Source organism: Veillonella montpellierensis (genome assembly GCF_947090115.1).
In the GTDB taxonomy this organism is placed as follows: domain Bacteria; phylum Bacillota; class Negativicutes; order Veillonellales; family Veillonellaceae; genus Veillonella; species Veillonella montpellierensis.
In genome coordinates, this window is sequence record NZ_CAMUMS010000008.1 from 12,823 (window position 1) to 38,008 (window position 25,186).

The 25,186-nt window shown below is 39.6% G+C and carries 26 protein-coding genes and 1 other annotated feature; all 26 genes read left to right on the plus strand.

From position 1 onward, the window contains the following. Positions 1 to 10: 10 nt before the first annotated feature. The 26 genes from P6940_RS05160 to P6940_RS05285 all read left to right on the plus strand — a co-directional run bounded on the left by P6940_RS05160 (position 11) and on the right by P6940_RS05285 (position 25,085). Complete coding sequence (locus P6940_RS05160) at positions 11 to 370, plus strand: ATP synthase subunit I (protein WP_038152573.1); 360 nt, start codon at positions 11 to 13, stop codon at positions 368 to 370. Between the two features lie 35 nt (positions 371 to 405). Then, positions 406 to 1,083, plus strand: a complete 678-nt coding sequence (gene atpB / locus P6940_RS05165; protein WP_028258255.1) for a F0F1 ATP synthase subunit A — start codon at positions 406 to 408, stop codon at positions 1,081 to 1,083. 44 nt (positions 1,084 to 1,127) lie between these two features. Then, positions 1,128 to 1,370, plus strand: a complete 243-nt coding sequence (gene atpE / locus P6940_RS05170) for a F0F1 ATP synthase subunit C (protein WP_028258254.1) — start codon at positions 1,128 to 1,130, stop codon at positions 1,368 to 1,370. An 18-nt stretch (positions 1,371 to 1,388) separates the two neighbouring features. Further along, positions 1,389 to 1,883, plus strand: a complete 495-nt coding sequence (gene atpF / locus P6940_RS05175; RefSeq protein WP_028258253.1) for a F0F1 ATP synthase subunit B — start codon at positions 1,389 to 1,391, stop codon at positions 1,881 to 1,883. A 4-nt stretch (positions 1,884 to 1,887) separates the two neighbouring features. After that, on the plus strand, positions 1,888 to 2,454 hold the full coding sequence (atpH, locus tag P6940_RS05180; RefSeq protein ID WP_028258252.1) for an ATP synthase F1 subunit delta: 567 nt from the start codon (positions 1,888 to 1,890) through the stop codon (positions 2,452 to 2,454). Positions 2,455 to 2,456: 2 nt separating this feature from the next. Continuing rightward, positions 2,457 to 3,992 (plus strand): F0F1 ATP synthase subunit alpha, encoded by a 1,536-nt coding sequence (atpA, locus tag P6940_RS05185; protein WP_028258251.1) that lies wholly within the window; start codon positions 2,457 to 2,459, stop codon positions 3,990 to 3,992. A 3-nt stretch (positions 3,993 to 3,995) separates the two neighbouring features. Beyond that, a complete protein-coding gene (gene atpG, locus P6940_RS05190) occupies positions 3,996 to 4,853 on the plus strand; it encodes an ATP synthase F1 subunit gamma (RefSeq protein ID WP_277293411.1) in 858 nt (285 codons plus the stop codon). Between the two features lie 21 nt (positions 4,854 to 4,874). After that, positions 4,875 to 6,296, plus strand: coding sequence for a F0F1 ATP synthase subunit beta (gene atpD, locus P6940_RS05195; protein ID WP_028258249.1), 1,422 nt, complete (start codon positions 4,875 to 4,877; stop codon positions 6,294 to 6,296). Between the two features lie 3 nt (positions 6,297 to 6,299). After that, the gene (gene atpC / locus P6940_RS05200; protein WP_277293412.1) at positions 6,300 to 6,716 is read left to right on the plus strand and encodes an ATP synthase F1 subunit epsilon; all 417 of its coding nucleotides are present in this window, start codon (positions 6,300 to 6,302) and stop codon (positions 6,714 to 6,716) included. A 224-nt stretch (positions 6,717 to 6,940) separates the two neighbouring features. Further along, a complete protein-coding gene (locus P6940_RS05205; protein ID WP_277293413.1) occupies positions 6,941 to 7,723 on the plus strand; it encodes a glycosyltransferase family 25 protein in 783 nt (260 codons plus the stop codon). A 519-nt stretch (positions 7,724 to 8,242) separates the two neighbouring features. Continuing rightward, positions 8,243 to 9,013 carry a glycosyltransferase family 25 protein gene (locus tag P6940_RS05210; protein WP_277293414.1) on the plus strand — a complete coding sequence of 257 codons (771 nt, stop codon included), beginning with the start codon at positions 8,243 to 8,245 and terminating at the stop codon, positions 9,011 to 9,013. Positions 9,014 to 9,542: 529 nt separating this feature from the next. Continuing rightward, positions 9,543 to 10,301: a glycosyltransferase family 2 protein gene (locus P6940_RS05215; protein ID WP_277293415.1), complete on the plus strand. Its 759-nt coding sequence runs from the start codon at positions 9,543 to 9,545 to the stop codon at positions 10,299 to 10,301. Between the two features lie 6 nt (positions 10,302 to 10,307). Further along, positions 10,308 to 12,107 (plus strand): phosphoethanolamine transferase, encoded by a 1,800-nt coding sequence (locus P6940_RS05220; RefSeq protein WP_277293416.1) that lies wholly within the window; start codon positions 10,308 to 10,310, stop codon positions 12,105 to 12,107. Between the two features lie 9 nt (positions 12,108 to 12,116). After that, the gene (locus P6940_RS05225) at positions 12,117 to 13,256 is read left to right on the plus strand and encodes a glycosyltransferase family 1 protein (protein WP_277293417.1); all 1,140 of its coding nucleotides are present in this window, start codon (positions 12,117 to 12,119) and stop codon (positions 13,254 to 13,256) included. A 69-nt stretch (positions 13,257 to 13,325) separates the two neighbouring features. Continuing rightward, positions 13,326 to 14,291 (plus strand): glycosyltransferase family 2 protein, encoded by a 966-nt coding sequence (locus P6940_RS05230; protein WP_277293418.1) that lies wholly within the window; start codon positions 13,326 to 13,328, stop codon positions 14,289 to 14,291. A 128-nt stretch (positions 14,292 to 14,419) separates the two neighbouring features. Continuing rightward, positions 14,420 to 15,316: a choline kinase family protein gene (locus tag P6940_RS05235; protein WP_277293419.1), complete on the plus strand. Its 897-nt coding sequence runs from the start codon at positions 14,420 to 14,422 to the stop codon at positions 15,314 to 15,316. A gap of 8 nt (positions 15,317 to 15,324) precedes the next feature. Continuing rightward, positions 15,325 to 16,221, plus strand: coding sequence for a DMT family transporter (locus P6940_RS05240; protein ID WP_277293420.1), 897 nt, complete (start codon positions 15,325 to 15,327; stop codon positions 16,219 to 16,221). After that, on the plus strand, positions 16,196 to 16,972 hold the full coding sequence (locus P6940_RS05245) for an NTP transferase domain-containing protein (protein WP_277293421.1): 777 nt from the start codon (positions 16,196 to 16,198) through the stop codon (positions 16,970 to 16,972). The genes P6940_RS05240 and P6940_RS05245 overlap by 26 nt, the downstream gene beginning before the upstream one ends. Further along, a complete protein-coding gene (locus P6940_RS05250) occupies positions 16,972 to 17,775 on the plus strand; it encodes a LicD family protein (RefSeq protein ID WP_277293422.1) in 804 nt (267 codons plus the stop codon). Before P6940_RS05245 ends, P6940_RS05250 begins: the two co-directional genes overlap by 1 nt. Positions 17,776 to 17,878: 103 nt before the next feature. Then, positions 17,879 to 18,081 (plus strand) — a binding site (T-box leader). Between the two features lie 377 nt (positions 18,082 to 18,458). Further along, entirely contained in the window at positions 18,459 to 19,991 is a 1,533-nt protein-coding gene (locus P6940_RS05255) for a 2-isopropylmalate synthase (protein WP_277293423.1), read from the plus strand. Between the two features lies 1 nt (position 19,992). Then, positions 19,993 to 21,255: a 3-isopropylmalate dehydratase large subunit gene (leuC, locus tag P6940_RS05260; RefSeq protein WP_277293424.1), complete on the plus strand. Its 1,263-nt coding sequence runs from the start codon at positions 19,993 to 19,995 to the stop codon at positions 21,253 to 21,255. A 72-nt stretch (positions 21,256 to 21,327) separates the two neighbouring features. Further along, positions 21,328 to 21,822, plus strand: a complete 495-nt coding sequence (locus P6940_RS05265) for a 3-isopropylmalate dehydratase small subunit (RefSeq protein WP_028258237.1) — start codon at positions 21,328 to 21,330, stop codon at positions 21,820 to 21,822. Positions 21,823 to 22,170: 348 nt separating this feature from the next. After that, positions 22,171 to 23,253 (plus strand): 3-isopropylmalate dehydrogenase, encoded by a 1,083-nt coding sequence (gene leuB, locus P6940_RS05270; RefSeq protein ID WP_277293425.1) that lies wholly within the window; start codon positions 22,171 to 22,173, stop codon positions 23,251 to 23,253. Positions 23,254 to 23,392: 139 nt separating this feature from the next. Continuing rightward, positions 23,393 to 24,151 (plus strand): 6-phosphogluconolactonase, encoded by a 759-nt coding sequence (pgl, locus tag P6940_RS05275; RefSeq protein WP_038152553.1) that lies wholly within the window; start codon positions 23,393 to 23,395, stop codon positions 24,149 to 24,151. 86 nt (positions 24,152 to 24,237) lie between these two features. Further along, positions 24,238 to 24,489: a twin-arginine translocase TatA/TatE family subunit gene (gene tatA / locus P6940_RS05280; protein WP_277288417.1), complete on the plus strand. Its 252-nt coding sequence runs from the start codon at positions 24,238 to 24,240 to the stop codon at positions 24,487 to 24,489. Between the two features lie 290 nt (positions 24,490 to 24,779). Continuing rightward, on the plus strand, positions 24,780 to 25,085 hold the full coding sequence (locus tag P6940_RS05285; protein WP_277288418.1) for a heavy-metal-associated domain-containing protein: 306 nt from the start codon (positions 24,780 to 24,782) through the stop codon (positions 25,083 to 25,085). Positions 25,086 to 25,186 lie beyond the last annotated feature (101 nt).

Here is a 25,186-nt window from a genome sequence, read left to right on the forward strand (position 1 = left end):
AAGAGGTCATATGAGAGAATATACACAATTTATCAAACGTGTGCTATTGGCAACAATAGTGGTTACTCTCGCAGGTATGACCCTTTTTTTTATGACCCATCATATGACATATATGGCTGGTTGGTTATGGGGATGCATGATTCACATCGTATATCTTGTGCTGTTGGGCTTTCATATGAAACACGTACAAGGTAGGCATACACGAGATGTGGTGCGCCATGTGCGTGGACATATGGGCGTGCGTTTAGTGAGTGTTATGGCACTATTGTTAGTAGGCTTTCAATGGCCTATACTTGACCCAATAGGTATAGTACTAGGATTGGTAGTGAATCAGATTTTGTCATATGGTATATATTGGAAATTATCGTAAGGATACAACGGCTATTTATGAAAGGAGGTGAGATTGTGGAATTGCATGCAGGACACCATACAGTGGTACAATGGTTAGGTTTGACATTTCATATGGATACCATCATTATGACGTGGATTACCATGGCGATTGTTATCATTATTACTGTAGCAGCCACAAGAAGGAGAGAATTGGTTCCATCTGGAATACAGAATGTTGTAGAATGGGCATTAGAAGAGCTAGAGGGACAATTAGCACCAGGATTAGGAAAACACTGGCCTCTAGTTAGCTCACTACTATTTACTTTCTTTTTCTTCATTCTGATTGGTAATGAGTTAGGCTTACTGCCAACGGGCGAGCTACTATTTTCACCAACGACTGACCTGAATACAACATTAGGGTTAGCGCTGGCCAGCTCCTTATCAGTGTGGGTTGTTAGTCTACGAGTGAAAGGATTATCCTATTTTAAACATTTCGTAGAACCATTTGCGGCTTTGTTCATACTCAACGTGTTTGAGGAAGTGGCAAAACCAATCACATTGAGTTTCCGTCTATTCGGTAATATATTAGCCGGAGAAATTTTATTAGAACTTATGTATAAATTATTACCTGGATATATCCCTCTTGAATGGGCATGGATTTTGTTTAGTTTATTTATCGGCCTTATTCAAGCCTTTGTTTTTACCGTCTTAACAGCTTCGTACTTAGGACAAGGTATTGGCGATAGTCACTAATATAGTTTTACATATAATGATTAATTATTATGGAGGTTTTAATTATGGAAGATGCAATTTTAAAAGGTTTATTAGGGATAGCAGCGGCGATTGCTATCGGTTTTGCAGCGATTGGTGCTGGTATCGGTGATGGTATGGTAGCTAGTAAATTATTGGAAGGTATGACTCGTCAACCTGAATTAGAAGGCAAATTGCGTTCTACTATGTTTATTGCCATTGGTTTGATCGAAGCGATGCCTATTATCGGCGCCGTTATTGCATTATATTTAGTATTTACAAAAATCTAATTAAGGGAGGGAGAACCGTTGGTAGATATAAACGGTACATTACTTGCTCAATTCCTTAACTTCTTCATCGTAGTGGCTATTTTAGCAAAATTTGCCTATAAACCATTAGTGTCGATTATGGAAGAACGTAAACAACGGATTGCCCATGATTTAGCAGCGGCAGAGGTTGCTAAAGAGGAAGCTCAAAAAGTACAAGAAGAATACAAAGCACAACTACTTGCAGCTCGTCAAGAAGCGCAAGATATCATTGATAAAGCAACGAAACAAGCGGAACGTACTACGCAACAACAACTAGTAGAGTTACGAGCTCAAATTGCACGAGAAAAAGACAAAGCACAAAAAGAATTAGCCCAAGAACGTAAACGGGCTATGGAATCCTTGCGGAATGACGTGATTTCTTTGTCGGTGGCAATAGCTGGTAAAGTAGTTGCTAACGATATGAATAGCGAAATTAATGCCAAATTGATTGATGAAGCTATCGACAAGTTGAATAGTAAAACGATTGGGTTGTGATGATATGGGCGTAAGAATTGTAGCAGACAAATACAGTGAAGCCATGTTGGAACTAGCACAAGAATCAAATACCTTAGCACAACTAGAAGAAGAGTTGACCTATGTGCAAGATGTGATGAAGGATCATGCAGAACTAACAATGGTATTAACACATCCTGTTATGGAAAATCATGTAAAAATTGAATTGATAGATAAAATTTTTTCACAAGCTATCAGTACAATGGCATTGAATTTTATGAAAGTTATGATACAGCGAAATCGTGCATCGTATATGAGAGAAGCCATTCAAGGCTTTATTACAAAGGCACGAGAGTTGCGTAATATTGTAGAGGCAGACGTGTTCGTCACAGAACCACTTTCAGAGGCGGCGAAAGAGAAATTGCTAGCTAAATTGCAAGCTACATTGCAAAAAGAAGTGATTTTGAATGTAACGATACATCCTCATATTATGGGTGGTATGATCATTCAAATTGGGGATAAGCGCATTGATGCCAGTGTGGCACGTCGGTTAGAAGAATTAGAAAAAACGCTGCATAATGCAGGCTCTACACAGATAGGAGTGAATGGTTAAGTATGAAAATGAAGCCTGAAGAAATCACTGCCATTATTAAACAGCAGATTCAGGACTATGATGTACAACTTAACGTTGATGATGTAGGTACTGTCCTCGATGTAGGGGACGGAATTGCACATATATATGGTCTTGAAAAAGCGATGGCTGGTGAATTATTAGAATTGCCACATGGTGTATACGGCTTGGTACTCAATCTAGAATTAGATAATGTAGGGGCCGTATTACTAGGTGAAGGATCGCTCATCAAAGAAGGCGATGAAGTGCGCCGTACTGGTAAAATCATGCAAGTGCCAGTGGGGAATGAATTAATTGGTCGCGTTGTGAATGCCTTAGGGCAACCGATTGATGGACAAGGGGCGATTAAAGCAGAAACCTATCGTCCTGTAGAATATCCAGCACCAGGTATTGCAGATCGAAAATCAGTATTTGAACCAATGCAAACGGGCCTTAAAGCGATTGATGCGATGGTACCGATTGGTCGTGGGCAACGTGAATTAATCATCGGCGACCGTGGTACGGGTAAAACGGCGATTGCCATTGATACAATTTTGAATCAAAAAGGGCAAGACGTGATTTGTATTTATGTAGCCATCGGTCAAAAAGAATCAACCGTAGCACGTGTGGTACAACAATTGGAAAAAGCCGGTGCTATGGATTATACCATCGTCGTATCTGCCAGTGCATCTGAAGGGGCACCAATGCAATATATTGCACCGTATGCAGGGGTTGCTATGGGTGAACACTTTATGTACGAAGGCAAACATGTACTCTGCGTGTATGATGATTTGACAAAGCAAGCGGCAGCGTATCGTGCGATGAGTTTGTTACTACGTCGTCCACCAGGACGTGAAGCGTATCCAGGGGACGTATTCTACTTACACTCTCGCTTACTCGAACGAGCAGCTAAACTATCCGATGAATTGGGTGGCGGTTCTATTACTGCCTTGCCTATCATTGAAACCCAAGCGGGGGACGTATCCGCCTACATTCCAACCAATGTTATCTCCATTACAGATGGTCAAATTTTCTTGGGCACTGATATGTTCTATTCTGGCATTCGTCCTGCCATCGACGTTGGGTTATCCGTATCTCGTGTAGGTGGTAGTGCACAAATTAAAGCGATGAAACAAGTGGCTGGTAAATTGCGGTTGGACTTGGCGCAATATCGTGAATTGGCGGCGTTCTCTCAATTCGGTTCCGATTTAGATAAGTCGACGAAAGCACAATTAGATCGTGGGGAACGATTGACAGAAATGTTGAAACAACCACAATATTCTCCAATGCCCGTAGAAGAACAAGTCGTTTGTTTGTATGCCGGCATTAATGGTTATTTTGGGGCCATTCAAGTGGCGGATGTACCAGAGTTTCAAAATGCGTTGCTCCGTTTTGTAAAAGCTAGTTACAGCGAAGTGTTAACATCCATTCGAGATACGAAGAAATTAGAACCAGATACAGAAGAATTGTTGAAGAAGGCGATTACTGAATGTGTATCTGATTTTGGGGCTACTCATTCATTAGTCACAGAGGAGGCGTAACCTATGGCGAGTGCACAGGATTTGCGTAAGCGCATAAAAAGCGTTACCAATACACAGCAAATTACTAAAGCCATGAAAATGGTGGCTTCTGCTCGATTACGCCGTGCACAGTTGAAAGCACAGTCTACCTGTCCCTATGCATTGAAATTAGCGGATGTACTTCGTCATGTGGCAGGCAGTCCTACCTTTGAAAGAACGCATCCCATGTTGCGTCATGATACAGTGAAACGAACTGGGTATCTGATTATTGGCGCTGATAAAGGATTGGCTGGGGCCTATACAAGTAATCTCATCAAGTATATGGTCAATGAGCTAAGTGGTAAAACACCGGATCAATATACATTGGTAACGGTAGGGAGAAAACCACGGGATTACATGAAGAGTCGTGGCTATACTGTGAAGAAGTCATTTTATGGCTATTCTGATAAACCATCCTATGAACATGCCAAAGCATTGACAAAAGAAATCGCCCACGCTTTCTTACAGGAAGAAGTGGACGAAGTGATTATGGTATATACAGAATTTATCAATTCCTTAACGCAACAAGTACGCGAATGTCATTTGTTGCCATTCTCTACACCAGAAGCGCATGCCGCAGGAGAACGAGAATACTTCTTTATGCCTGATGGAGAAACTATTTTCAATGAATTGGTGCCTAAGTATTTGGAAATTACCATCTACAATGGGTTGTTACAATCTGCAGCGAGTGAGTTGGGCGCTAGAATGACGGCGATGACATCGTCTACGGATAATGCAGGAGAATTGATTAATAAGCTTAATTTGGAATACAATAAATTACGGCAAGCGGGCATTACTAACGAAATTTCTGAAATTGTTGGCGGTGCCAATGCGTTGCAATAGATAAGGAGGAGACATCTCTCCATGAATACTATAGGTAAAGTTGTTCAAGTTATCGGTCCAGTTATTGATGTGCAGTTTACACCTGGTTTCTTGCCAGCGATTTATAACGCCATTGAAATTGCTGTGACTGGTGAGGACAATAAAAAATCGAAAGTCGTGGCAGAAGTCATGCAACACTTAGGCGACGATACTGTTCGTTGCGTAGCGATGAGCTCCACAGATGGATTGACTCGTGGCATCGATGCAGTCGATACGGGTGCTGCGATTTCTGTACCTGTTGGGGATGGCGTATTAGGCCGTATTTTTAACGTTCTTGGTGAAACCGTGGATAACGATGATACACCTGTACAAGCAGATACAAAATGGCCAATTCATCGCGCTGCCCCTCAATTTGATGATTTAGCACCAGAAACAACCATTCTTGAAACAGGGATTAAGGTTGTTGATTTGATTGCCCCTTATGTAAAAGGCGGTAAAATTGGTTTGTTTGGTGGTGCCGGTGTAGGTAAAACCGTATTGATTATGGAATTGATCCATAACATTGCTACAGAACATGGTGGCTATTCTGTATTCTCCGGCGTAGGAGAACGTACCCGTGAAGGTAATGACCTTTGGAACGAAATGAAAGAATCGGGGGTTATCAACAAAACGGCCTTAGTCTATGGGCAAATGAATGAACCACCAGGAGCTCGTATGCGTGTGGCTTTAGCTGGATTAACCATGGCAGAATATTTCCGTGATGTGCAAAAACAAGACGTGTTGTTATTCGTAGATAATATTTTCCGCTTTATTCAAGCGGGATCGGAAGTATCCGCCTTGCTTGGTCGTATGCCATCAGCCGTAGGATACCAACCAACCTTGGCGAATGACGTAGGAGCGTTGCAAGAACGTATTACCTCTACCAAAGAAGGGTCCATTACATCGGTACAAGCCGTCTATGTGCCAGCCGATGACTTGACTGACCCAGCACCAGCGGCAACATTTGCCCATTTGGATGCGACTACCGTACTATCTCGTTCCATTGCAGAATTAGGGATTTATCCAGCGGTAGATCCATTGGACTCTACGAGCCGTATCCTAGACCCTAATGTATTAGGGGAAGAACATTACCACATTGCGCGTGGTGTACAAGAAGTGCTTCAAAAATATCGTGATTTACAAGATATTATCGCTATTTTAGGTATGGAAGAATTGTCGGAAGAAGATAAATTGACCGTAGCGCGTGCGCGTAAAATTCAGCGTTTCTTGAGCCAACCATTCTTCGTAGCCGAAGTATTTACTGGTTCACCTGGTAAATACGTTCCATTAGCAGAAACACTTCGTGGATTTAAGGAAATTTTAGAAGGCAAACATGATGACTTACCTGAAAGTGCTTTCTACATGGTAGGCACCATTGATGAAGCCATCGCAAAAGCAAAGGACATGGAAGAAAAGGGGGCATAATAAATGGACGGAGTTACATCCATGGACATAGAAGTTGTTACCCCTGATGCTATTGTCTATAGCGGTAAAGCTACCTTTCTTTCTGGTCGCGATAAAGACGGGTCATTTGGTATTTTACCAAATCATGCACCGGCTGTGATTGCCTTGGATATAGCGCCTATGCGGATTGATCGGCCTGATGAACCGCCGTGTTATATCGCTGTCTTTGGTGGATTTATGGAAGTGTGTGACAATAAAGTCGATATTATTACACCAAACTGTGAACATCCCGATCAGATTGATGTGGGTCGTGCTACACGTGCAAAAGAACGGGCAGAACAGCGCTTGGCTACCAATGACCCGGATATCGATATCGAACGGGCCCGACTCGCCTTGGCACGAGCGCTATTGCGTTTGCACGTGGTAGAAATTTGTAAATAATAGGATGACATGGATCGTAGATGACAGACCTTAGTGGCGCCATTACGGATCTATTGAACGTGTAAGAATATATCCTGTACAAAGAGGAAAGTTGATTGTGAATCAACTTTCCTCTTTTTTGTACGTACCAAGCAACATAGATGCATGTAGAATTTACATAATTGGTATGGTATACTTAATCTGTATAATTATACGTGTAGTTATAGATGGTAGAGGAATATAGGATGTATCATTATTTTATTGTAGACGTAGATAATAAAGAAAGAATGGCGAATGTACAAAGAGAGGCAGAAAAAATACAATTAACACCACATATATTTCCAGCGATTATGGCTAAGACTATGAGCAAAGAAGAATTACAAAAGGTAACAATACCTAACAGTTATCTCATGCCAGGTGAAATTGGTTGTGCTTTAAGTCATTTAGCTATTTATAAAGAATTTCTTGCCACGGATGAACAATCAGTTATCATCTTTGAAGATGACGTTACATTTACACCAGATTGTTCCTTAAAGACCCTTCAAACATGTCGTGAGTTTGTAGAAAACCTTGCTAGACCGAGTGTATTGCTATTGAATCCAGTAGATACGTATTATAAAAAAGTACATCAAATAGATAGTATTTCTATTTATTCTTCTTTTCATGGATGGTGTACGTATGCGTATATTCTCAATCGAGAAGCAGCACGAAATATTTTGCAATACCAAACACCGATTCAAGATGTTATTGATCATTTTAGACATTATTACTATTTAGGAATTAGTGACTTATATTTTACCGACCCTTCATTGGCAATTTCTTCTACTGAAATTGAATCAACGATTGATATGACAGAAGGTAATAGATATGAGGAAGGTAGATATAGGAAAGAGAGAAATCGAAAAGAACGGGATAATTTTAAAAGTGCATTATGGCAGCTACCTATGTCTCAAAAAATCTGTTATATAAAACGTCGACTGTATAAACATATATTTGGTAAGTATGAGTTTAATAAACGATGTAAATAGTTAGCTCGTTCCTAGTACTTACAAATAGAGGAAAGTTGATTATGAATCAACTTTCCTCTTTTTTATATACGCTCCGAGCAACATAGAGAACATTTTGACTCTAGTCTATGCGTATGAATTACTATACGATGTAAACATCATGAGTCAATTAGAATGTTGGGTGCTTATTAGTATGAACGTAAGATACGATGCTTAATGCAAATAGACTAAGCAGAAAAAAGAAACAAGAAAATTACAATAGACAATGCATGAGTAAGTGCGCCTATAGGTAGTACATAGAAATACATGGAAGACTGACTTGTTTGATAGAAGCCATGCATATATTACTTTTGAGGGAGCGTTTACTAAGATATGTGGGAAGAAAATAAAACATTGAGCAAGTCGATTCGTCGGTTGTAGGTGTGCGACATGTAGACAATGCCATAGACGTGTAGTATTTGCATAATGGGTATGGTATACTTAGTCTGTGTAGTTGTGCGTAGTGAGTATAGGTGACGTGTAAAAGGTGGAAAATAGACGATGTATCATTATTTTATTGTAAATGTAGATGATAAAAAAAGAATGGCAAATGTACAAAGAGAGGCAGAAAAAATACAATTAACACCCCACATATTCCCAGCGATTATGGCTAAGACTATGAGTAAAGAAGAATTAGAAAGGGCAACGATTCCTAACACCTATCTCGTGCCAGGTGAAATTGGTTGTGCCTTAAGCCATTTAGCGATTTATAAAGAATTTCTTGCTACAGATAAACAATCAGTTCTCATCTTTGAAGATGATGTTACATTTACACCAGACTGTTCCTTAAAGGCCCTGCAAGCATGTCGTGAGTTTGTAGAAAGTCTTGCTAGACCGAGCGTGTTATTGTTGAGTCCCGTAAATACATATTATAAAAAAGTACATCAAATCGATAGCATTTCTATTTACTCTTCCTTTCAAGGGTTTGGTGCGTATGCGTATATTCTTAATCGAGAAGCGGCAAAAAATATTCTGCAATATCAAACACCGATTTGTCATGTTATTGATCATTTTAAATATTATTACTATTTAGGAATTTGTGACGTATATTTTACTGATCCTTCATTAGCAATTTCTCACACTGAATGGGAATCAACGATTGATACAGTAGAAAATAGTAGATATAATAAGGAAGGTAGAGAACAACAAGAAAAGGATGCCTTTAAAAACATACTACAGCAAGCACCTATATCTCAAAAAATTTACTACCTAACACATCGACTCTATAAACATATATTTGGTAAGTATGGGTTTCATAAACGATGTAAATAGGTACCTTGCTTCTAGTGTTTTATACATAGAGGAAAGTTGAGTATGAATCAACGTTCCTCTATTTTTTTATGTTTCTATTTTTATAGGGTTACGCCGTAAAGAGAGGGACTTTTTATTGCTAGCTTGTTAGTACGAAAGTACTATATGATGCCCACAGCATAGGTAAATTGGCATGGATACATGTGTTAGTATGAAAGTTTTACACGATGCTAATACGATTGGGGTAAGTAGAAAACCGCAACAAGAGAATGGCAGTATCCGACGCATGAGTAAGTGCGCCTATAGGGTAGTACATAGAAATAACGTGAGAGATTGAACTTGTTTGATGGGTGCCGTACATGTATTACGTTTATGGGGTGGTTACTAAGATATGTGGAGAGAAAATAAAATGGTAAGCAAGTCGATTAGTCGGTTGTAGGTGCATGTGATTAGCGTAGATATCGCCCGTTATAGAATTTGCATACTTGGTATGGTATACTTAATCTGTATAATTGTGCGTGTAAAAAGTATATGAAACGAGGAGATAGGTATGGCAAAGATTTCAGCATTAATTTTGGCGAAAAATGAAGAAGAAAATATTAAAGATTGTATTGACAGTGTTTCCTTTGTGGATGAAGTACTTGTTATCGATGATGGTAGTACAGATAGAACAAGAGAAATTGCTGAACAGTTGGGAGCTCGTGTTATTCAACATAGTATGAATGGTGATTGGGGGGCACAATACACTTTTGCCATTAAAGAAGCTACTTATGAATGGGTGTTGCTCGTTGATGCAGATGAACGCATTTCCACCCCATTAGCAGAAGAAATTCTTTCCGTCGTAGATAAAGGTGAAGAAAAAGCGTATTGGATTCAACGAGAAAATAAATTTCATAATAATCATGCCGTACATGGCGTGTTGCGACCAGATTATGTGAATCGTTTATTCCCAGCGAAAGGGTCCTATGTAACTGGTTTTGTCCATTCTCAAATTGTTACACCCTATCCAAACAGTAAATTAAAACATGTTATGTATCATTATACATATGACAATTGGAATCAGTATTTTAATAAATTTAATAAGTATACTACATTAGCAGCGGCCCAATATAAAGAAAATCATAAGCCTTGTCATTTTGTCAGAGATATCATATTGCGACCACTATGGGCATTTTTTAAAGTATATATCTTAAATGGTGGTTGTAAAGATGGAAAAATGGGATGGGTATTATCGGTGAACCATTATTTTTATACGATGACTAAATATGTTAAGTTGTATCATTTATATAAAGATAACGGTAAGTTGTAAGGAGTTATGGAGCGCATGTATAGTATTATATTTCTTATCATCTTTGCTGGTGTATATGGGTCATTTGTGTATTTGTCAAAATTAGATAGAGCCGACCGTAGAGCGTTGATCAGTCGGATCGGTATACCTCTTCTTATCATGATGGCGATTTTTTATTATCTATTTGAGTATGTAAAAGTTTCGTATGGTGCATGTATTCCTACTATTGTAATAGCCAGTATGATAGGCTATACATATCCAGTATTATATTATGTAACAACTAAACGGGAAGGTGGAATGCAAAGCATATGTTCTTTTCCCTATGATGTGATAACAGGGATTTATATGGTATCTCTGTTGATGATACTTCAAGTCTTTTTTCAGAGTGTGATTACGAATACCTATGTGTGGGCGATTATGTTTGCCATCGTTGTCATTCTTTTTTTACTGCCAAGTATATTTCTGTGGATGTATTATGGCATGTATAGAATGGTTATTGATGTACCAACCATGCAAACGATTCTATATACGAATAGACGAGAAGCTACTGAATTTATTAACACATGTTCATTCAAACAAATAGTAGCGAATATGATTGGTGTCGTAGTCATTTGTATGTGTGTTATCTATGTATACGTACAACTACCTCAGGTCAGACTAGCAGGTAATGATTGGTATATATTAGCGCCTATATGTATCGCACTTATTGTATTGTTATTTGTAGGAAAGAAAAGTTATGTTAAAAGAACCGCTTTTTTTAAAATGTTGTTGCATGTGGTAGAATTTCAGAAAGAATTAGCAGTATATACACAGCATCATCAAGAAGTGGTAGACAAGGCTAGCATGACGAGTCCTTTACAACATGAAGAATTTGGCACAGTCATAGTTGTTATTGGTGAATCGGCTAATCGTCAATATATGCATGCGTTCTCAAATTGTGAACGGGAAAATACGCCGTGGTTGACCGAGGAAAGCAAAGGGGATAACTTTATTTTATTTAAGAATGCGTATGCTGCTTTCTTTGAAACGGCTAAAGCATTGGAGCTGGCATTAACGAGTGCAAATCAATATAATGACGAACAGTATACAGAGGCCATATCGATGATTGATCTTGCTAAAGCGTGTGGATTTGAAACGTATTGGTTTAGTAACCAAGGTATAGCGGGGATACATGATACAAGTACATCCGTGTTAGCTAAATCAGCGGATGTTCATCGGTGGAGTGAGGAGGACTATGCGACTCAACAATATGATATACGGCTACTTGAGTATATGAAACAGATTCCTCGTACTAAGAAAAATAAATTGATTGTATTGCATTTGATGGGAAGTCATGCACCATTTTCAGTACGATATCCTAAGGAGTTTAGTCGGTGGCCAGTAGAAATTGGCGAAGAGTTTAGTCAAAATGCCTATGATAACTCGTTGCTCTTTACAGATCATGTATTGGAACAAGTATATACGATTGGTAAAGAAGAATTGAATTTGCAAGCGATGGTATATTTCTCTGATCACGGTAGTGAAATTAATCAACCGAGAAAACCATATTTTACATCTTTTAACATGGTTACGATTCCGTTATTTGTATATCTATCCGATGCATATAAACAATGCTATGAAGAAACTTACCATATATTGCGTGACCATGAAGATGCATATATTACGAATGATTTATTGTATAATTTAGTGGCTGGTATTTTACAGGTAAAAGGCGATGTGGTGTGCGAAGAAGAGAATATAGCTAGTGCCAACTATGGATATAATCGATGTAATTTGCGTACCGATTTAGGTCGTCGAGCGTTGACTGATGATGATAGTAGACAATGAGGAGCGATCATGCGAGTTGCTATTTTAGAAAGTATTGTTATGCCGGCAGGGCATGAAGTTGAATTTGATCGAATTTTAGTAGATGAGTTGTATAAGCAAGGTCATGAACCAATTATGTTTGTGCCAGAAAAGTTTCCCTTTAAGGTGACCTATGATGCAAAGGTTACCTATTTAGATGGGGGCGAAGCGATTAGTTATGCTGGCGTGGGGCGGTTAAAAAAAATATATCTATCTCTACTTAGAGAAAAACGACGGAGAGCTTGGTTTAACTCAATGGCAGCTAAAGCTAATCATGGAATGTGTGATTCGATTATTATTCCAACAGCAAGTTGGCGTGTGCTGCATTCTATTAAACACAGTCATCTTGTTACTAGTAAGATACCTGTATTAGTTATGCTACATGGTATTATGCCTAAAGATAGAAAGCGTTTAATTAAAGGGGTTAGAAGTTTACAACCGTTTAACAATATCCATATCGGTGCTCTCGGGTTGCAAACAGATTTTCCAGAATTAGAGGGGTATCCTAATTTTCATACTATTTTACCACCTATTTATAAGCCTATGGACTTAGATGTCGATTTAAACTTTCAAGTACATCAACCACTTCGATTAGGTTTTTTTGGTCAATATAGAAAAGAAAAGAATTTAGAATTCTTTTTAGATGCTTTTGAAAACTGTCAATTTACGATACCCGTTACATTATTAATACAAGGGGCAACCGTTACTCAAGATGATGCAAATGACTTCAAACGATTGATGGAAAAATATAAGCATAATAGGACGATGTCATTTTTACATAAAAATTTGTTAGGCATAGAATGGCAACAAGCACTAATAGAGTCAGATGTTTTATTATTGCCATATGGTGCATCACGATATCGATATCAGCCTAGTGCGATGTTATTTACAAGTATAGGCTATTATAAGCCAGTATTGCAGTCTCCAGAAATGAATCCAGAGATTTTAAAGGAGTTTACCATTGGAGAAGCCGTAGATCTATCATCTAAAGAAGCATTTGGCAAGCAATTAGAGAAATTTGTTAATAATTTTAACAGTAATAAAGAATTGTATCGAGTAGGGTTGATTGGAGCGAATCAAAAATATAGTCAAGCGAATCTAATTAAGAAAATTTGTAGTATTTTAGAATAAACATAATAAGACTGTAAAAGGATATCTAATAGAAGCATTGATAATAGTACGTAAAGGAGCAAAATTATTATGCTAATTTCTGTAATAGTGCCAGTGTATAACGTAGAGGCCTTTCTTGGTGAGTGTATTGATTCACTCATTCATCAAACCTATGAAACGTTAGAAATTATTCTAGTTGATGATGGATCTACGGATGCATCGGGGGCTATTTGTGATGACTATGCTAGGCGTGATGGGAGAATTAAGGTTATTCATCAACCAAATCAAGGGCAGAGTGTTGCACGTAATGCAGGCATAGAAGTCGCACAAGGAGCGTATATTAGCTTTGTTGATAGTGATGATTATTTAGAACTAGACACATATAGGTTGTTGATAGAGCAAATGCAGAGGTATGGATTAGATGTTATTTCTTTCTATGGCAAAGTACTAAAAGGGGGCACTTTTAAGAATGATTCAACTAATTCGGGAACGATTACTCTATTAGAAGGGCGAGATATTATTCTTCACGTGTTAAAAAATGATGGCACGTGTGTATGGAATAAATTGTATGCCCGTCATGTGATTGGTGATGAGCGATTCCCAGCAGGACGGTTATTTGAAGATTCAGCAACCTTGTATCGGTTTATGAATCGAGCACAGCGCTTTGGCATATATGAACAAACTTATTATATATATCGCAAGCGAGTAGGATCAACTTGCTTTAACGCATTTAGTTATCAAAAACGATATGATTACTTTCGAGCTTATCAAGAACAATTGTTTTTTGTAAAACAGCAGGGATTGCCTTGCGAAACTGAAATTATTTCGTATGGTATGAAGGCTGCCTTATCGTGTTTAACCACGATTTATGCGATAGCCCCTACGACGGATAGTGAAAGGGTGCGGAGAGAATTAGAATCTTGGGTTGTAGAACACAAAGATATGGTACTAGATAGTATTGTACGAGGTAAGTATAAACTATTTTTAACGTATCCACGAATACATCGGTTTGGTGCAAAACTATCGGCCTTGGCAAAACGGTGGCAAGGGAAATAAATCAATAGAATCGATATCATAGGAAATGGTTATAGTAAATAGATGGTTACGATCTAGTTAGTATATGGGTAAGCATAGGATTATAGCAGAAGTTACCAGAGTGTAGGTAGTAAAAGGTTATTATATGTATGGGTACAATAAAGATTTCATCAGAACAGGTTGCGCGTAGAATTAGTTGTATGCTGGGCATCTCGCCAGAGATGATTTACAATATATATGATATAAAAGCAGGCATGACGAATCAGTCCTTTGCTTTTACGGTAGATAATAAGAAGTATATTTTACGAACGCCTTGTAAAGAAACAAAGGATTTGATTAATCGAGATCATGAATATAGTGTTTATAAAGCGTTAGGCATGCATGGTGTCAGTGATGAGGTTATTTATTTTAATACCAAAACGGGAGAGAAAATTACGACATTCATTGAGGAAGCACATACATTAGATATACATAACCATAATGAATTGAATCTTTGTATGCAACGATTAAAAGAGTTTCATAATTTACATATCAGCGTATCGCATACATTTGATTTGCGAGAACGTTTAGTATATTATGAGTCATTGCGTGGACAGGTATCTGCCTATGCAGATTATGATGAAACAAGACGGCATGTGCTAGGCTTATTATCATATATTGAATCTCTACCTATAGAATATACACTATGTCATATTGATGCGGTGTGTGATAATTTTTTGATTGATAAGCATCGTACTGTGTATATCATAGATTTTGAATATGCAGGGATGCAAGATCCTGATTTAGATATTGCTATGTTCTGTGTATACTCTGGATTATCTAGGCATGAGGTTGATAGGATTATATCTCTGTATCATGGATGTCATGTTTCGAGAGAACTGGTGTATAAAATTTACTCCTATATAGCTATTGCAGGCTTGATATGGAGCAATTGGTGTGAGGTAAAAGAAGGACTCGCCGTGCGTACAAATCGGTATGCCCTTTCTCAGTATAATTGTGCGAAACAATTCTATCATATTGTTCGTAGTGAATTTTTGATGAAATAGAGGGTACTATGATTAATGGTCTTTTATCTGGCTTTTTGTGGTCTATGGACACAGTTGTCACTTCGGCGGGATTAAGCACTGTATCTTTCATATTCTTTTTGCCATTAGTATGTGTATGTATCCATGATTTTGTCAGCGTCTTATTATTGAGTCTATATATGGTATATCATAAAAAGTATATAGAGGGTATTTTACATTCGTTAGGAACAAAGTATATGATACTAGCAGCGTTGTTAGGTGGACCAGTAGGGTTGGTGTCCTATACTGCTGCGGTATACTATATGGGGCCTGGTCTCGTTGGTATTGTTACATCCTTATATCCTGCAGTAGGTACAGCATTAGCAATTATATTTTTGAAAGAGCGTCGACAAGCGTATCAATTGTTAGCCTTAGGAATTTCATTAGTAGGCATTATGTTGCTAGGATTTAGTACAGACAGTCATATAGTGAGTGTGGGTAAAGGAATGTTTTTTGCTATCATTTGTATTCTCGCCTGGGGTAGCGAGGCGGTGATTAGTACTACGGTGTTAAGGAAATATCCTGTTCATGAAAGTATGGTACTGTTCGTGCGACAAACTACGTCTATGTGTGTTACCGGTCTTGCTGTGCTTTCTTGCATCGGCCTGTTGCATACTACCTATCAGCTAGAAGGAACATTACTTATTTCATATATACCCATAGCATCTGTATTTGGCACATTGTCGTATTTATTTTATTATCGGTCACTAAAACGAGTGGGTGCTAGTCGTACTATGGTTCTTAATAGTAGTTATAGTGCGTTTTCTATCATTATTTCTTATATGCTGTTAGGAATAGTTCCATCGTTATATAGTATTGTTTTGGGATGTATCATTGTTATAGGAGGCATTATTTCGGCATATGATTTCAGAGAACGAGTACAATGAATATTGTGCGTTGAATGATATAGAAAAATTAGAACCGTTTAAAGTTGATAATGCAGTCATTTTGGCGGCGGGCAAGTCGAGTCGATTTTTGCCGCTTAGTAATATATGTCCTAAAGGACTATGTAAAATCAAGAATGAAGTGCTCATAGAACGGCAAATTAAACAACTTTATGAAGCAGGTATTCAAGATATTATTATCGTAGTAGGTTATAAAAAAGAGATGTTTCGTTATTTGTCGTCGGACTATAACGTTACATTAATCGAGAATCCTTATTTTGACACACAAGATAATATTGCTTCTCTGGAACTGGTTGCACCATATTTAGGTAACACGTATATTTGTTCTGTCGATAATTATTATCGGGACAATATCTTCTCTCTTTATAATTATTCAGGGCATTATGCAACTGTATTTTGCCAAGGTGCTACCGATGAATGGTGTGTTACGACGGATGAAGAAGGGTATATTAATCATGTAGAAATTGGTGGTTCTGATTCAGAAATTATGATGGGCTATGCCTATTTTGATCGAAATTTTAGTCGAGAGTTTGTTAACATTTTACATACGATTGGTCAAGACAGTGTGTATAGGCATAGGGTATGGGAATATGTCTATATGAATCATTTAGATGTGTTACGTTTACGACGTAAGTTATATGACAGAGGATGCATTTTAGAATTTGACTCCATTGAGGATGCCATTCAATTTGATAAAGATTTTTATAAATGGAATAGATGCGAGGAACAGTGATGAGGAAAATAGATTCCACAGAAGAAATACAAAAAATAATCTTACCTATTTTAGTATATACCGATACGATTTGTAGAGAGTTTAATTTACGATACGCTTTATCCTATGGCACATTAATTGGAGCCATTCGTCATAAGGGTTTTATCCCTTGGGATGATGATATCGATATTATGATGCCACGACCAGATTTCAATCGATTTGTAGAAATTATGAGACAAAAACAGGTGTCTGGGGAGGATCAATTCGCGATGATGGATCCTTATGATATAGAATCATTTTATACAGTGTGGATGTTGAAGTTGTACAGAAAAGACACACTATTTTATGAATGTCCACGTAAGTATACCCTATCGTATGGAGCGTTTATTGATATATTCCCTGTAGACGCTTGGCCAGATACAATGGAGGCTACACAGCAGTTATTTAAACAACATCACTTCTATGATAAAATATTGCATGAATATGCTGCATCTAAATTTAGTACATCCCGTATGCGAGGGTTAGTAAAACCTATATGTAGACCAATAGCGAAATGGGGATTGAAGCGTTGGCAAGCTGTATGCAATCAAAGAGATTTTGAAAGTTCTACGTATGCAGGTGTTCTTATAGGAACTGATTGGCATAGGGAACGGCTGTATAAAGAAGAGTTTGATAACTTAATAGACGTGGAGTTTGAAGGGCATAGATTTAAAACGATTCCTTCTTATGATGCCTATTTACGAAGTATATATGGCGATTATATGCAGTTACCACCAGAAGATGAACGACGTAGGGGGCATATTGAACATTTATATATAAAATAAAACAAAATGTTATACACTACATAATGTTTTGTGTTGACATATCATTTTTTATCGGCTATACTAACTATATCGTCGTTACGACGACATAGTTGTGATACAACATGATATGACGTTGATCGGGTATAAAGGTATAATGGTTTACTTTCAGAGAGTTGCCGTGTGGTGCGAGGCAATAGAAACCATATATTGACACTCTCCCGTGAGTTTTGCTGATGAAATCAATAGTAGTTGGCAACGGTAGTTCCGTTATTGCTAATGAGACCCAACTAGGGTGGTACCGTGTTATAAGTATATGACGCCCCTTGCAACGATATTCGTTGTAAGGGGTTTTTTAGTATCTGTTATGGAGCACAAGAAAGTGATGTAGTGGTATAGGTATACGATACAGCTATATAGATTGTATGGATGCATGTGCAGTGATTCATTATGTGGACTTTCTTACGTGTGAGAGGCTTGGTGTATTCGTAGTAGATGCAATGTAAATGATATGCTTTGTGATATATACTTATGACGCCCCTGGACGATACGATGTATTCGTCTGGGGTTTTTTTATAGGAGCTACATGAGTTGTGACCTATGGCATGTGGATTCGCCATAGGCGATTGGGTATCCAAGTAGGCGATGGTTTCGAATCTAGTCATAACAGGTAGTATGTAGAAATGATAGCGATGGAGGGAATAGAGATGAACGGAGAACGCATTTATTTTTTTGATACCACACTTCGTGATGGGGAGCAAACACCGGGTGTATCGTTGCAAACGCCGGAAAAAGTTGAAATTGCACAGAATTTGGCAAAGTTGGGCATCGATGTGATTGAAGCGGGTTTTCCAGCTGCGTCGCCGGGTGACTTTGAAGCGGTTAAAACGATTGCAGAACAAGTAACGGGAGCGACGGTTTGTGGACTAGCTCGTTGCAATACGGAGGATATTCAACAAGTGGCCCGTGCTTTACAAGGGGCTAAGCGGAGCCGATTGCACACATTTATCGCCACCAGTGACATCCATTTAGAGTATAAGTTGAAAATGACAAAAGAGGCTTGTTTGGATCGGGTAAAAGAGTGTTTGGCCTTTGCGGCGGGCAAATTTGATGAAATTGAATTCTCCGCCGAAGATGCATCACGGACGGATCTCGATTTTCTATGCCTCGTGTTCGAAGTGGCGATTGAAGGCGGTGCTACGGTACTCAATGTGCCAGATACGGTAGGCTATATGACGCCGATTGAGTTTGGAAACATCATTACGTACATCAAAGATCATGTTAAGGGCATTGAAAAAGCGATTATTTCAGTGCATTGCCATGATGATTTAGGCCTCGCCAATGCGAATACGCTGGCAGCTATTGAGGCAGGAGCACGGCAAGTGGAGTGTACGGTGAATGGCCTTGGTGAACGGGCTGGCAATGTGAGCGTGGAAGAGGTAACGATGGCGCTCATTACACGAAAGGATTGTTACGGAGATTTCAAGATTCCCATTGATACAAAACAATTGACACGGGTGAGTAAGATTGTGGCTAAATTAACGGGCGTTGCCGTGGCACCGAATAAGGCCATTGTAGGGGCGAATGCCTTTGCCCATGAATCAGGCATTCATCAACATGGTGTGTTGAGTCATCCAGGAACCTATGAAATTATGACACCTGAATCGGTCGGAGCTGGAGAAACGAATATCGTGCTGGGGAAACATTCGGGGCGACACGCCTTTGAAGACCATGTATCTCAATTGGGATTTACCTTGAGCGAAGAAAAAATAAATATGCTATTTACCAAGTTTAAAGAATTGGCAGATCGGAAAAAACATATTTACGATGAAGACGTGATGGCCCTCGTTATGGATACGTTGGATTACCACAAGGCGATTACGGTGGTGCATCATCACTACCATTCAAATGAAAGTGGCTATGCCTATGCAGACATTCGCTTGCATACGCCAACGGGACTTTCAGAGGACGCCGCTGTCGGTGATGGCCCTGTGGACGCATCCCTTAAGGCAGTGGAACGAGCCATCGGGATTCCTGTTAGTTTGAAAGATTACCACATTAGAGCGTTGACGGCTGGTAAGGACGCCTTGGGGGAAGCGATTGTAAAAGTGGAACATGAAGGCGTATTATATCACGGTCGTGGCGTGAGTACGGATATTATTACATCCAGTGTGAATGCCTATATTAATGCGGTAAATTCTATATACTTGACGAAAGAGCTAGAAGAGGGGGCACACTAGTATGGGAATGACGATTACAGAAAAAAATATGGCGCGCCATGCAGGTCTTGTATCGGTGAGACCAGGGCAGATTATCGAATGTAAACTCGATGCGGTGCTGATGAATGACATCACGTTTCCACCGGCCTTAAAAGAATTTAAAAAGATTGATAAGCCGGTGTTTGACCGCCATCGCATCTACTTGGTGCCCGATCATTTTACGCCGAATAAGGATATTAAATCGGCAGAGCAAGCCAAGATTATGCGCGATTTTGCTAGAGAGGAACAGATTACCTCTTATTTTGAAAGCGGCCGTGTCGGCATTGAGCATGTTATTTTACCAGATAATGGATTGGTAGGACCTGGGTTTATGATGATTGGCGCCGATTCGCATACGTGTACGTATGGGGCGGTGAATGCCTTTTCTACCGGCGTAGGGTCGACGGATGCGGGGGTCGCCATGGCGGAAGGTAAGACGTGGTTCAAAGTACCGGAAACGATACAAGTACGCTTGACAGGCAAACCGGCGAAATGGATTACGGGGAAAGATATTATTCTTGCGTTAATTGGTCGTATTGGCGTCGATGGAGCGAGGTATAAAGCGTTAGAATTTGCTGGTGATGGACTCGTACATTTGTCGATGACGGATCGCTTTACCATTTGCAATATGGCTATTGAAGCGGGTGCTAAATGTGGTGTATTCCCTTATGATGCAATTACTGAGGCCTATGTAAAAGATCGCTACCAATATGATATCATCCCTACGAATGCCGATAGCGATGCGGTATATGCGGAGGTCATTACCATCGATTTAGCATCATTACAACCGGTGGTGGCATTCCCTCATTTACCAGAAAATACGCACTATATTACGGAAGTGGCAGATGACATCTCGATTGATCAAGTTATTATCGGATCCTGTACGAATGGACGCTATGATGATTTGGTGCAAGCGGCGTCGATTTTAAAAGGACGAAAAGTAGCCGACTTTACGCGATGCATTGTGATCCCTGGGTCGCAAGAAATTTATGAACAAGCCATGCATACGGGCCTATTCGATGTGTTTTTAGCAGCAGGATGTGTGATTAGTACACCTACTTGTGGACCTTGTTTAGGCGGTTATATGGGGATTATGGCGTCTGGTGAAAAGACCGTATCTACTACGAATCGTAATTTTATCGGTCGTATGGGGCCTGTGGATAGCGAAATCTATTTGGCCAGTCCCTATGTGGCGGCGGCCAGTGCCGTGTTAGGCCGACTTGCTGGACCCGATGATATTATGTAGGTTAGCATGCTAGTGATTATCTGGGTGAATCGAGTATGAATGCGTTGTTGATGAAAGTATGAGGAACGATAGATGGACTTTAGAAGTGAAAAAATATGGCGCTATGGGGATAATGTGGATACGGATGTGATTATCCCTGCACGCTATTTGGCCATTGCAGATTGGAAAGAATTGGCAAACCATGCCATGGAAGACATTGATACTACCTTTGCGAAGCATGTCAAAGCTGGTGATATTATGGTGGCTGGTAAGAATTTTGGTTGTGGCTCATCACGAGAACATGCACCAGGCGTCATCAAAGAAAAAGGGGTGCCCGTTATTGTGGCGCATAGCTTTGCACGGATTTTCTTTCGCAATGCCATTAATATTGGATTGCCGGTCATTGAAATCGGCGATCAGGTGGAGCGTATTCAGGCGGATCACGCCATCGGTATCGATATGACGAAAGGGATTGTCTATAATTTGACAACGGGAGAAACCTATAAGGGGACAGCGCTGCCACCGTTTATTCAAGAGATTGCTAAAGCAGGGGGACTCGTTAATTTTGCGAAACAACGTCAGTCTTAGAAGATTCATGATTGATAGAAAACGACGATTCCTAATCGATAGGATACGAAGCTTTTTATGATAACTCTAAAAGAAGTTTGTCCGATAGATGAGATAGAAGCTTTTGAGATAGATAAGAGATGTAGATGTACATGATAGACAGAAAGAAGCGTTTTGGGATAGACAGAGAAGAGGCTTGTAATAGAAAAAAGAAGAATTTTGCAATAGGCACAAGAAAAGTTCTGTAATAGATAGAAAAGAGAGTTTTGAGATAGACCAAAAAGAAGAGCTCTGAAACAGAACAAGAAAAATTCTGCCATAAACAGAAAGATGCATTTTGAGATACCCATGGAAGGTAGAGGATAGAGTATGACTAAAAAAACACGACAGATTGTGCTGATTCCCGGTGATGGCATTGGCAAGGAAATTATCGATGTAACTCGATGTGTATGTGATGTAGCCTTTGGTAAGGCGGATATAGGGGTAGAATGGATTGTAAAAGAGGCAGGAGGAACCTCTATTGATGCCTATGGAGTACCTTTGACAGAGGATACCATTACTGCTTGTCAAAAGGCGGATGCTGTATTACTAGGCGCCGTAGGTGGCCCTAAATGGGATCATGTAGATCCAGCTATACGCCCAGAAAAAGCCATATTAGGTTTGCGTAAGGCGCTTGGATTGTTTTGTAATTTACGGCCCGTTAAGATTTTCCCAGCACTTCGTGAGCAGTCGCCTTTAAAACAAGAATTAGTAGAAGATGTAGATTTTATGATTGTTCGGGAACTGACAGGGGGTATCTACTTTGGTGAACGATCAGAAGCATCGGGCACAGGCGCTGGAGAAGTAGCGTGGGATAAGGAAACCTATAGTCGCATGGAAATTGAAAGAATTATGGATGTGGCTATCGATATGGCCCGCAAACGCCATAGCAAAGTGGCTTCTGTGGATAAAGCAAATGTGTTAGCATCGTCACGCTTATGGCGACGGATTGCCCAAGAAAAAGCAGCACAAGCGAAGGATGTGACCTTTGACTATTTGTATGTAGATAATGCGGCGCAACAAATTGTGGTGAATCCAGGTCAGTTTGATGTGATGGTAACAACCAATTTGTTCGGCGACATTTTGAGCGATGAAGGGGCTGTAGTGTCTGGCTCTATCGGATTATTGCCATCAGCATCGATTGGGACAGGAACGCCTTTGTTTGAGCCTATTCATGGATCGGCACCCGATATAATGGGTAAAGATATAGCCAATCCACTCGGTACAATTTTGGCAGCAGCCATGATGTGTCGGTACGCTCTTGATTGCCCTAACGTAGCCGATTCTATTGAACATGCCGTAAGCCGTGTATTAACTGACGGCTATCGCACAAGGGATATTGCTCGTGGCGATGATAGACCAGTAAAATGCCACGCCATGGCGCAAGCCGTTATAGAACGATTAGATGGATAGTAGGTCATTATTTTTTTAAATACCAGGAATATATAAATCTCATAGCCTCCTTCTTGCACAACTATGTTTAATCAGTGTATAATCGAATGATAGGTAGTCTAATGACAATCCTATCGTAAGATGAAGGAGGCTTATCATTGTGGCACAGGATGTGATGCATAGTTTCATAACGCCAGATGAAGTGGCAACGGCTGTAGCCGATGCGTTTGTTGATTTTGTGGCGCGTAGTATCTGTGAAACTGGTTCATGCATAGTGGCGATTACGGGCGGTACGATTCCTAATCGCTTATTTGAATTATTAAACACGCCAGTCTATATTGATCGAATCGATTGGGAACGTACGTTTTTCTTGTGGACAGACGAACGATTTATTTCACAGTCTGATCCAGATAATCATTTCTATCGAGCTAAAAAAAGGCTGTTTTCTAATATGTGTGGGGCATCGCACTTTTTCCCGATTCATACAGATAAGGGAACGGTACGAAATGCAGCGGATGAATATGATAAAGAAGTAAAAACGATTTTGCGCGCTCGCGATAAAAGGGGCGTAGACTTGGCGATTTTAGGACTTGGTCAAGATGGACATACGGCCGGATTGTTTCCTCGGTCGTTAGCACTACAGGAAGATGGGCGCTATGTGGTAGCGGTGGAAGATGGAAACGTTTGGGATCGTGTGACGATGACATTTTCATTTCTTTCACAAGCGCGGCATGTGTGGTATACCGTCGTAGGTGATGCGAAGCGAGCTGCCTTAGCAAAAGTGTTGCAGCAGCGGTTTGATTATGAAGACTCACCATGGCGAGAACGCATTGGGCATGTGTTGCCTGGTGCGGTTCTTTCACAGGCACCTATTGATTGGTTTGTAGACCAAGAGGCTTATCAGGTTAAAGACCGATGATAGGATTCATCGGTAACAGCAATCGGTACGTAGTCCTAGGACGATAGATGCGTAATAGTCAAATACTATGATAAAGGAGATAGATTATGTTTGGTATTGGAACTCCAGAATTAATTGTTATTTTAGTCATTGCCTTGATTATTTTTGGACCAGGCAAATTACCAGAAGTGGGGCGCGCTATTGGTAAGAGTATTCGTGAATTTAAAGGCGCTATGAGTTCAGAAAAGAAAGCGATTCGTGAAGCGAAAGAGGATGTACAAGAGGCCGTTCATGCTGCGAAAGAAACAATTGATGTGACAGCAGGGTCTGTGAACGATAATAAACATAAAGATGTGTAGTGTGTACTAGCCTATGTGTAGCGCATGTGCTACGATGGCTTGACACTGTAGGCCAGCATGTTCTTCTTTAGGATGCCACAAGTGCTGGCGGTATAACGTTGGATAGCTCTGGGTGTAGCGAATGAATCGGTACTCTATGGGAGCGGAAAATTTGATAAATATAATGACTAAGTGGTGCTATCGTTGTATACTATAGATGTGCTAATGGGTGAACATAAATTCACTTATAGATAATTATGATGGATACAATGTGTGACTGATAGATATATAGTCAGTAAGGAGGTCATCCTATGTGTAAAGAATGTGGTTGTGGTGAAAACGGTACTATGGTAACAAAAGTATTTACTGTGCCTGGTATGATGTGTGGCAACTGTCAAGAAACAGTAGAAGGTGCTACGATTGGATTAGCTGGTGTTGTATCATCTCATGTTGATTTACCAGAAAAAACAGTAACCATTACCTATGATTCCACAAAAAATAATGTAGAAACCATTAGCAATGCTATTTTGGCAACTGGTTTTGAAGTAGCTGGTGTAGCAAATCATGTACACCATCATACAGGATTTTTGGGAACGATTAAAAAATTATTTAAATAAGATAAGTTCTTAGTGCCTTTTGTGTAGCCTTTTATGAACGTAATGGCTATCACAAAGGGTACTCTTTATATAGAGAGGGTTTGCTAGGTATATAGGCACGT

Coding starts and splice junctions, on each gene's coding strand:
- P6940_RS05160 (WP_038152573.1), top strand. CDS start 11: ATGAGAGAATATACACAATTTATCAAACGTGTGCTATTGGCAACAATA.
- atpE (WP_028258254.1), top strand. CDS start 1,128: ATGGAAGATGCAATTTTAAAAGGTTTATTAGGGATAGCAGCGGCGATT.
- atpH (WP_028258252.1), top strand. CDS start 1,888: ATGGGCGTAAGAATTGTAGCAGACAAATACAGTGAAGCCATGTTGGAA.
- atpA (WP_028258251.1), top strand. CDS start 2,457: ATGAAAATGAAGCCTGAAGAAATCACTGCCATTATTAAACAGCAGATT.
- atpG (WP_277293411.1), top strand. CDS start 3,996: ATGGCGAGTGCACAGGATTTGCGTAAGCGCATAAAAAGCGTTACCAAT.
- atpD (WP_028258249.1), top strand. CDS start 4,875: ATGAATACTATAGGTAAAGTTGTTCAAGTTATCGGTCCAGTTATTGAT.
- atpC (WP_277293412.1), top strand. CDS start 6,300: ATGGACGGAGTTACATCCATGGACATAGAAGTTGTTACCCCTGATGCT.
- P6940_RS05205 (WP_277293413.1), top strand. CDS start 6,941: ATGTATCATTATTTTATTGTAGACGTAGATAATAAAGAAAGAATGGCG.
- P6940_RS05210 (WP_277293414.1), top strand. CDS start 8,243: ATGTATCATTATTTTATTGTAAATGTAGATGATAAAAAAAGAATGGCA.
- P6940_RS05215 (WP_277293415.1), top strand. CDS start 9,543: ATGGCAAAGATTTCAGCATTAATTTTGGCGAAAAATGAAGAAGAAAAT.
- P6940_RS05220 (WP_277293416.1), top strand. CDS start 10,308: ATGGAGCGCATGTATAGTATTATATTTCTTATCATCTTTGCTGGTGTA.
- P6940_RS05225 (WP_277293417.1), top strand. CDS start 12,117: ATGCGAGTTGCTATTTTAGAAAGTATTGTTATGCCGGCAGGGCATGAA.
- P6940_RS05230 (WP_277293418.1), top strand. CDS start 13,326: ATGCTAATTTCTGTAATAGTGCCAGTGTATAACGTAGAGGCCTTTCTT.
- P6940_RS05235 (WP_277293419.1), top strand. CDS start 14,420: ATGGGTACAATAAAGATTTCATCAGAACAGGTTGCGCGTAGAATTAGT.
- P6940_RS05240 (WP_277293420.1), top strand. CDS start 15,325: ATGATTAATGGTCTTTTATCTGGCTTTTTGTGGTCTATGGACACAGTT.
- P6940_RS05245 (WP_277293421.1), top strand. CDS start 16,196: ATGATTTCAGAGAACGAGTACAATGAATATTGTGCGTTGAATGATATA.
- P6940_RS05250 (WP_277293422.1), top strand. CDS start 16,972: ATGAGGAAAATAGATTCCACAGAAGAAATACAAAAAATAATCTTACCT.
- P6940_RS05255 (WP_277293423.1), top strand. CDS start 18,459: ATGAACGGAGAACGCATTTATTTTTTTGATACCACACTTCGTGATGGG.
- leuC (WP_277293424.1), top strand. CDS start 19,993: ATGGGAATGACGATTACAGAAAAAAATATGGCGCGCCATGCAGGTCTT.
- P6940_RS05265 (WP_028258237.1), top strand. CDS start 21,328: ATGGACTTTAGAAGTGAAAAAATATGGCGCTATGGGGATAATGTGGAT.
- leuB (WP_277293425.1), top strand. CDS start 22,171: ATGACTAAAAAAACACGACAGATTGTGCTGATTCCCGGTGATGGCATT.
- tatA (WP_277288417.1), top strand. CDS start 24,238: ATGTTTGGTATTGGAACTCCAGAATTAATTGTTATTTTAGTCATTGCC.
- P6940_RS05285 (WP_277288418.1), top strand. CDS start 24,780: ATGTGTAAAGAATGTGGTTGTGGTGAAAACGGTACTATGGTAACAAAA.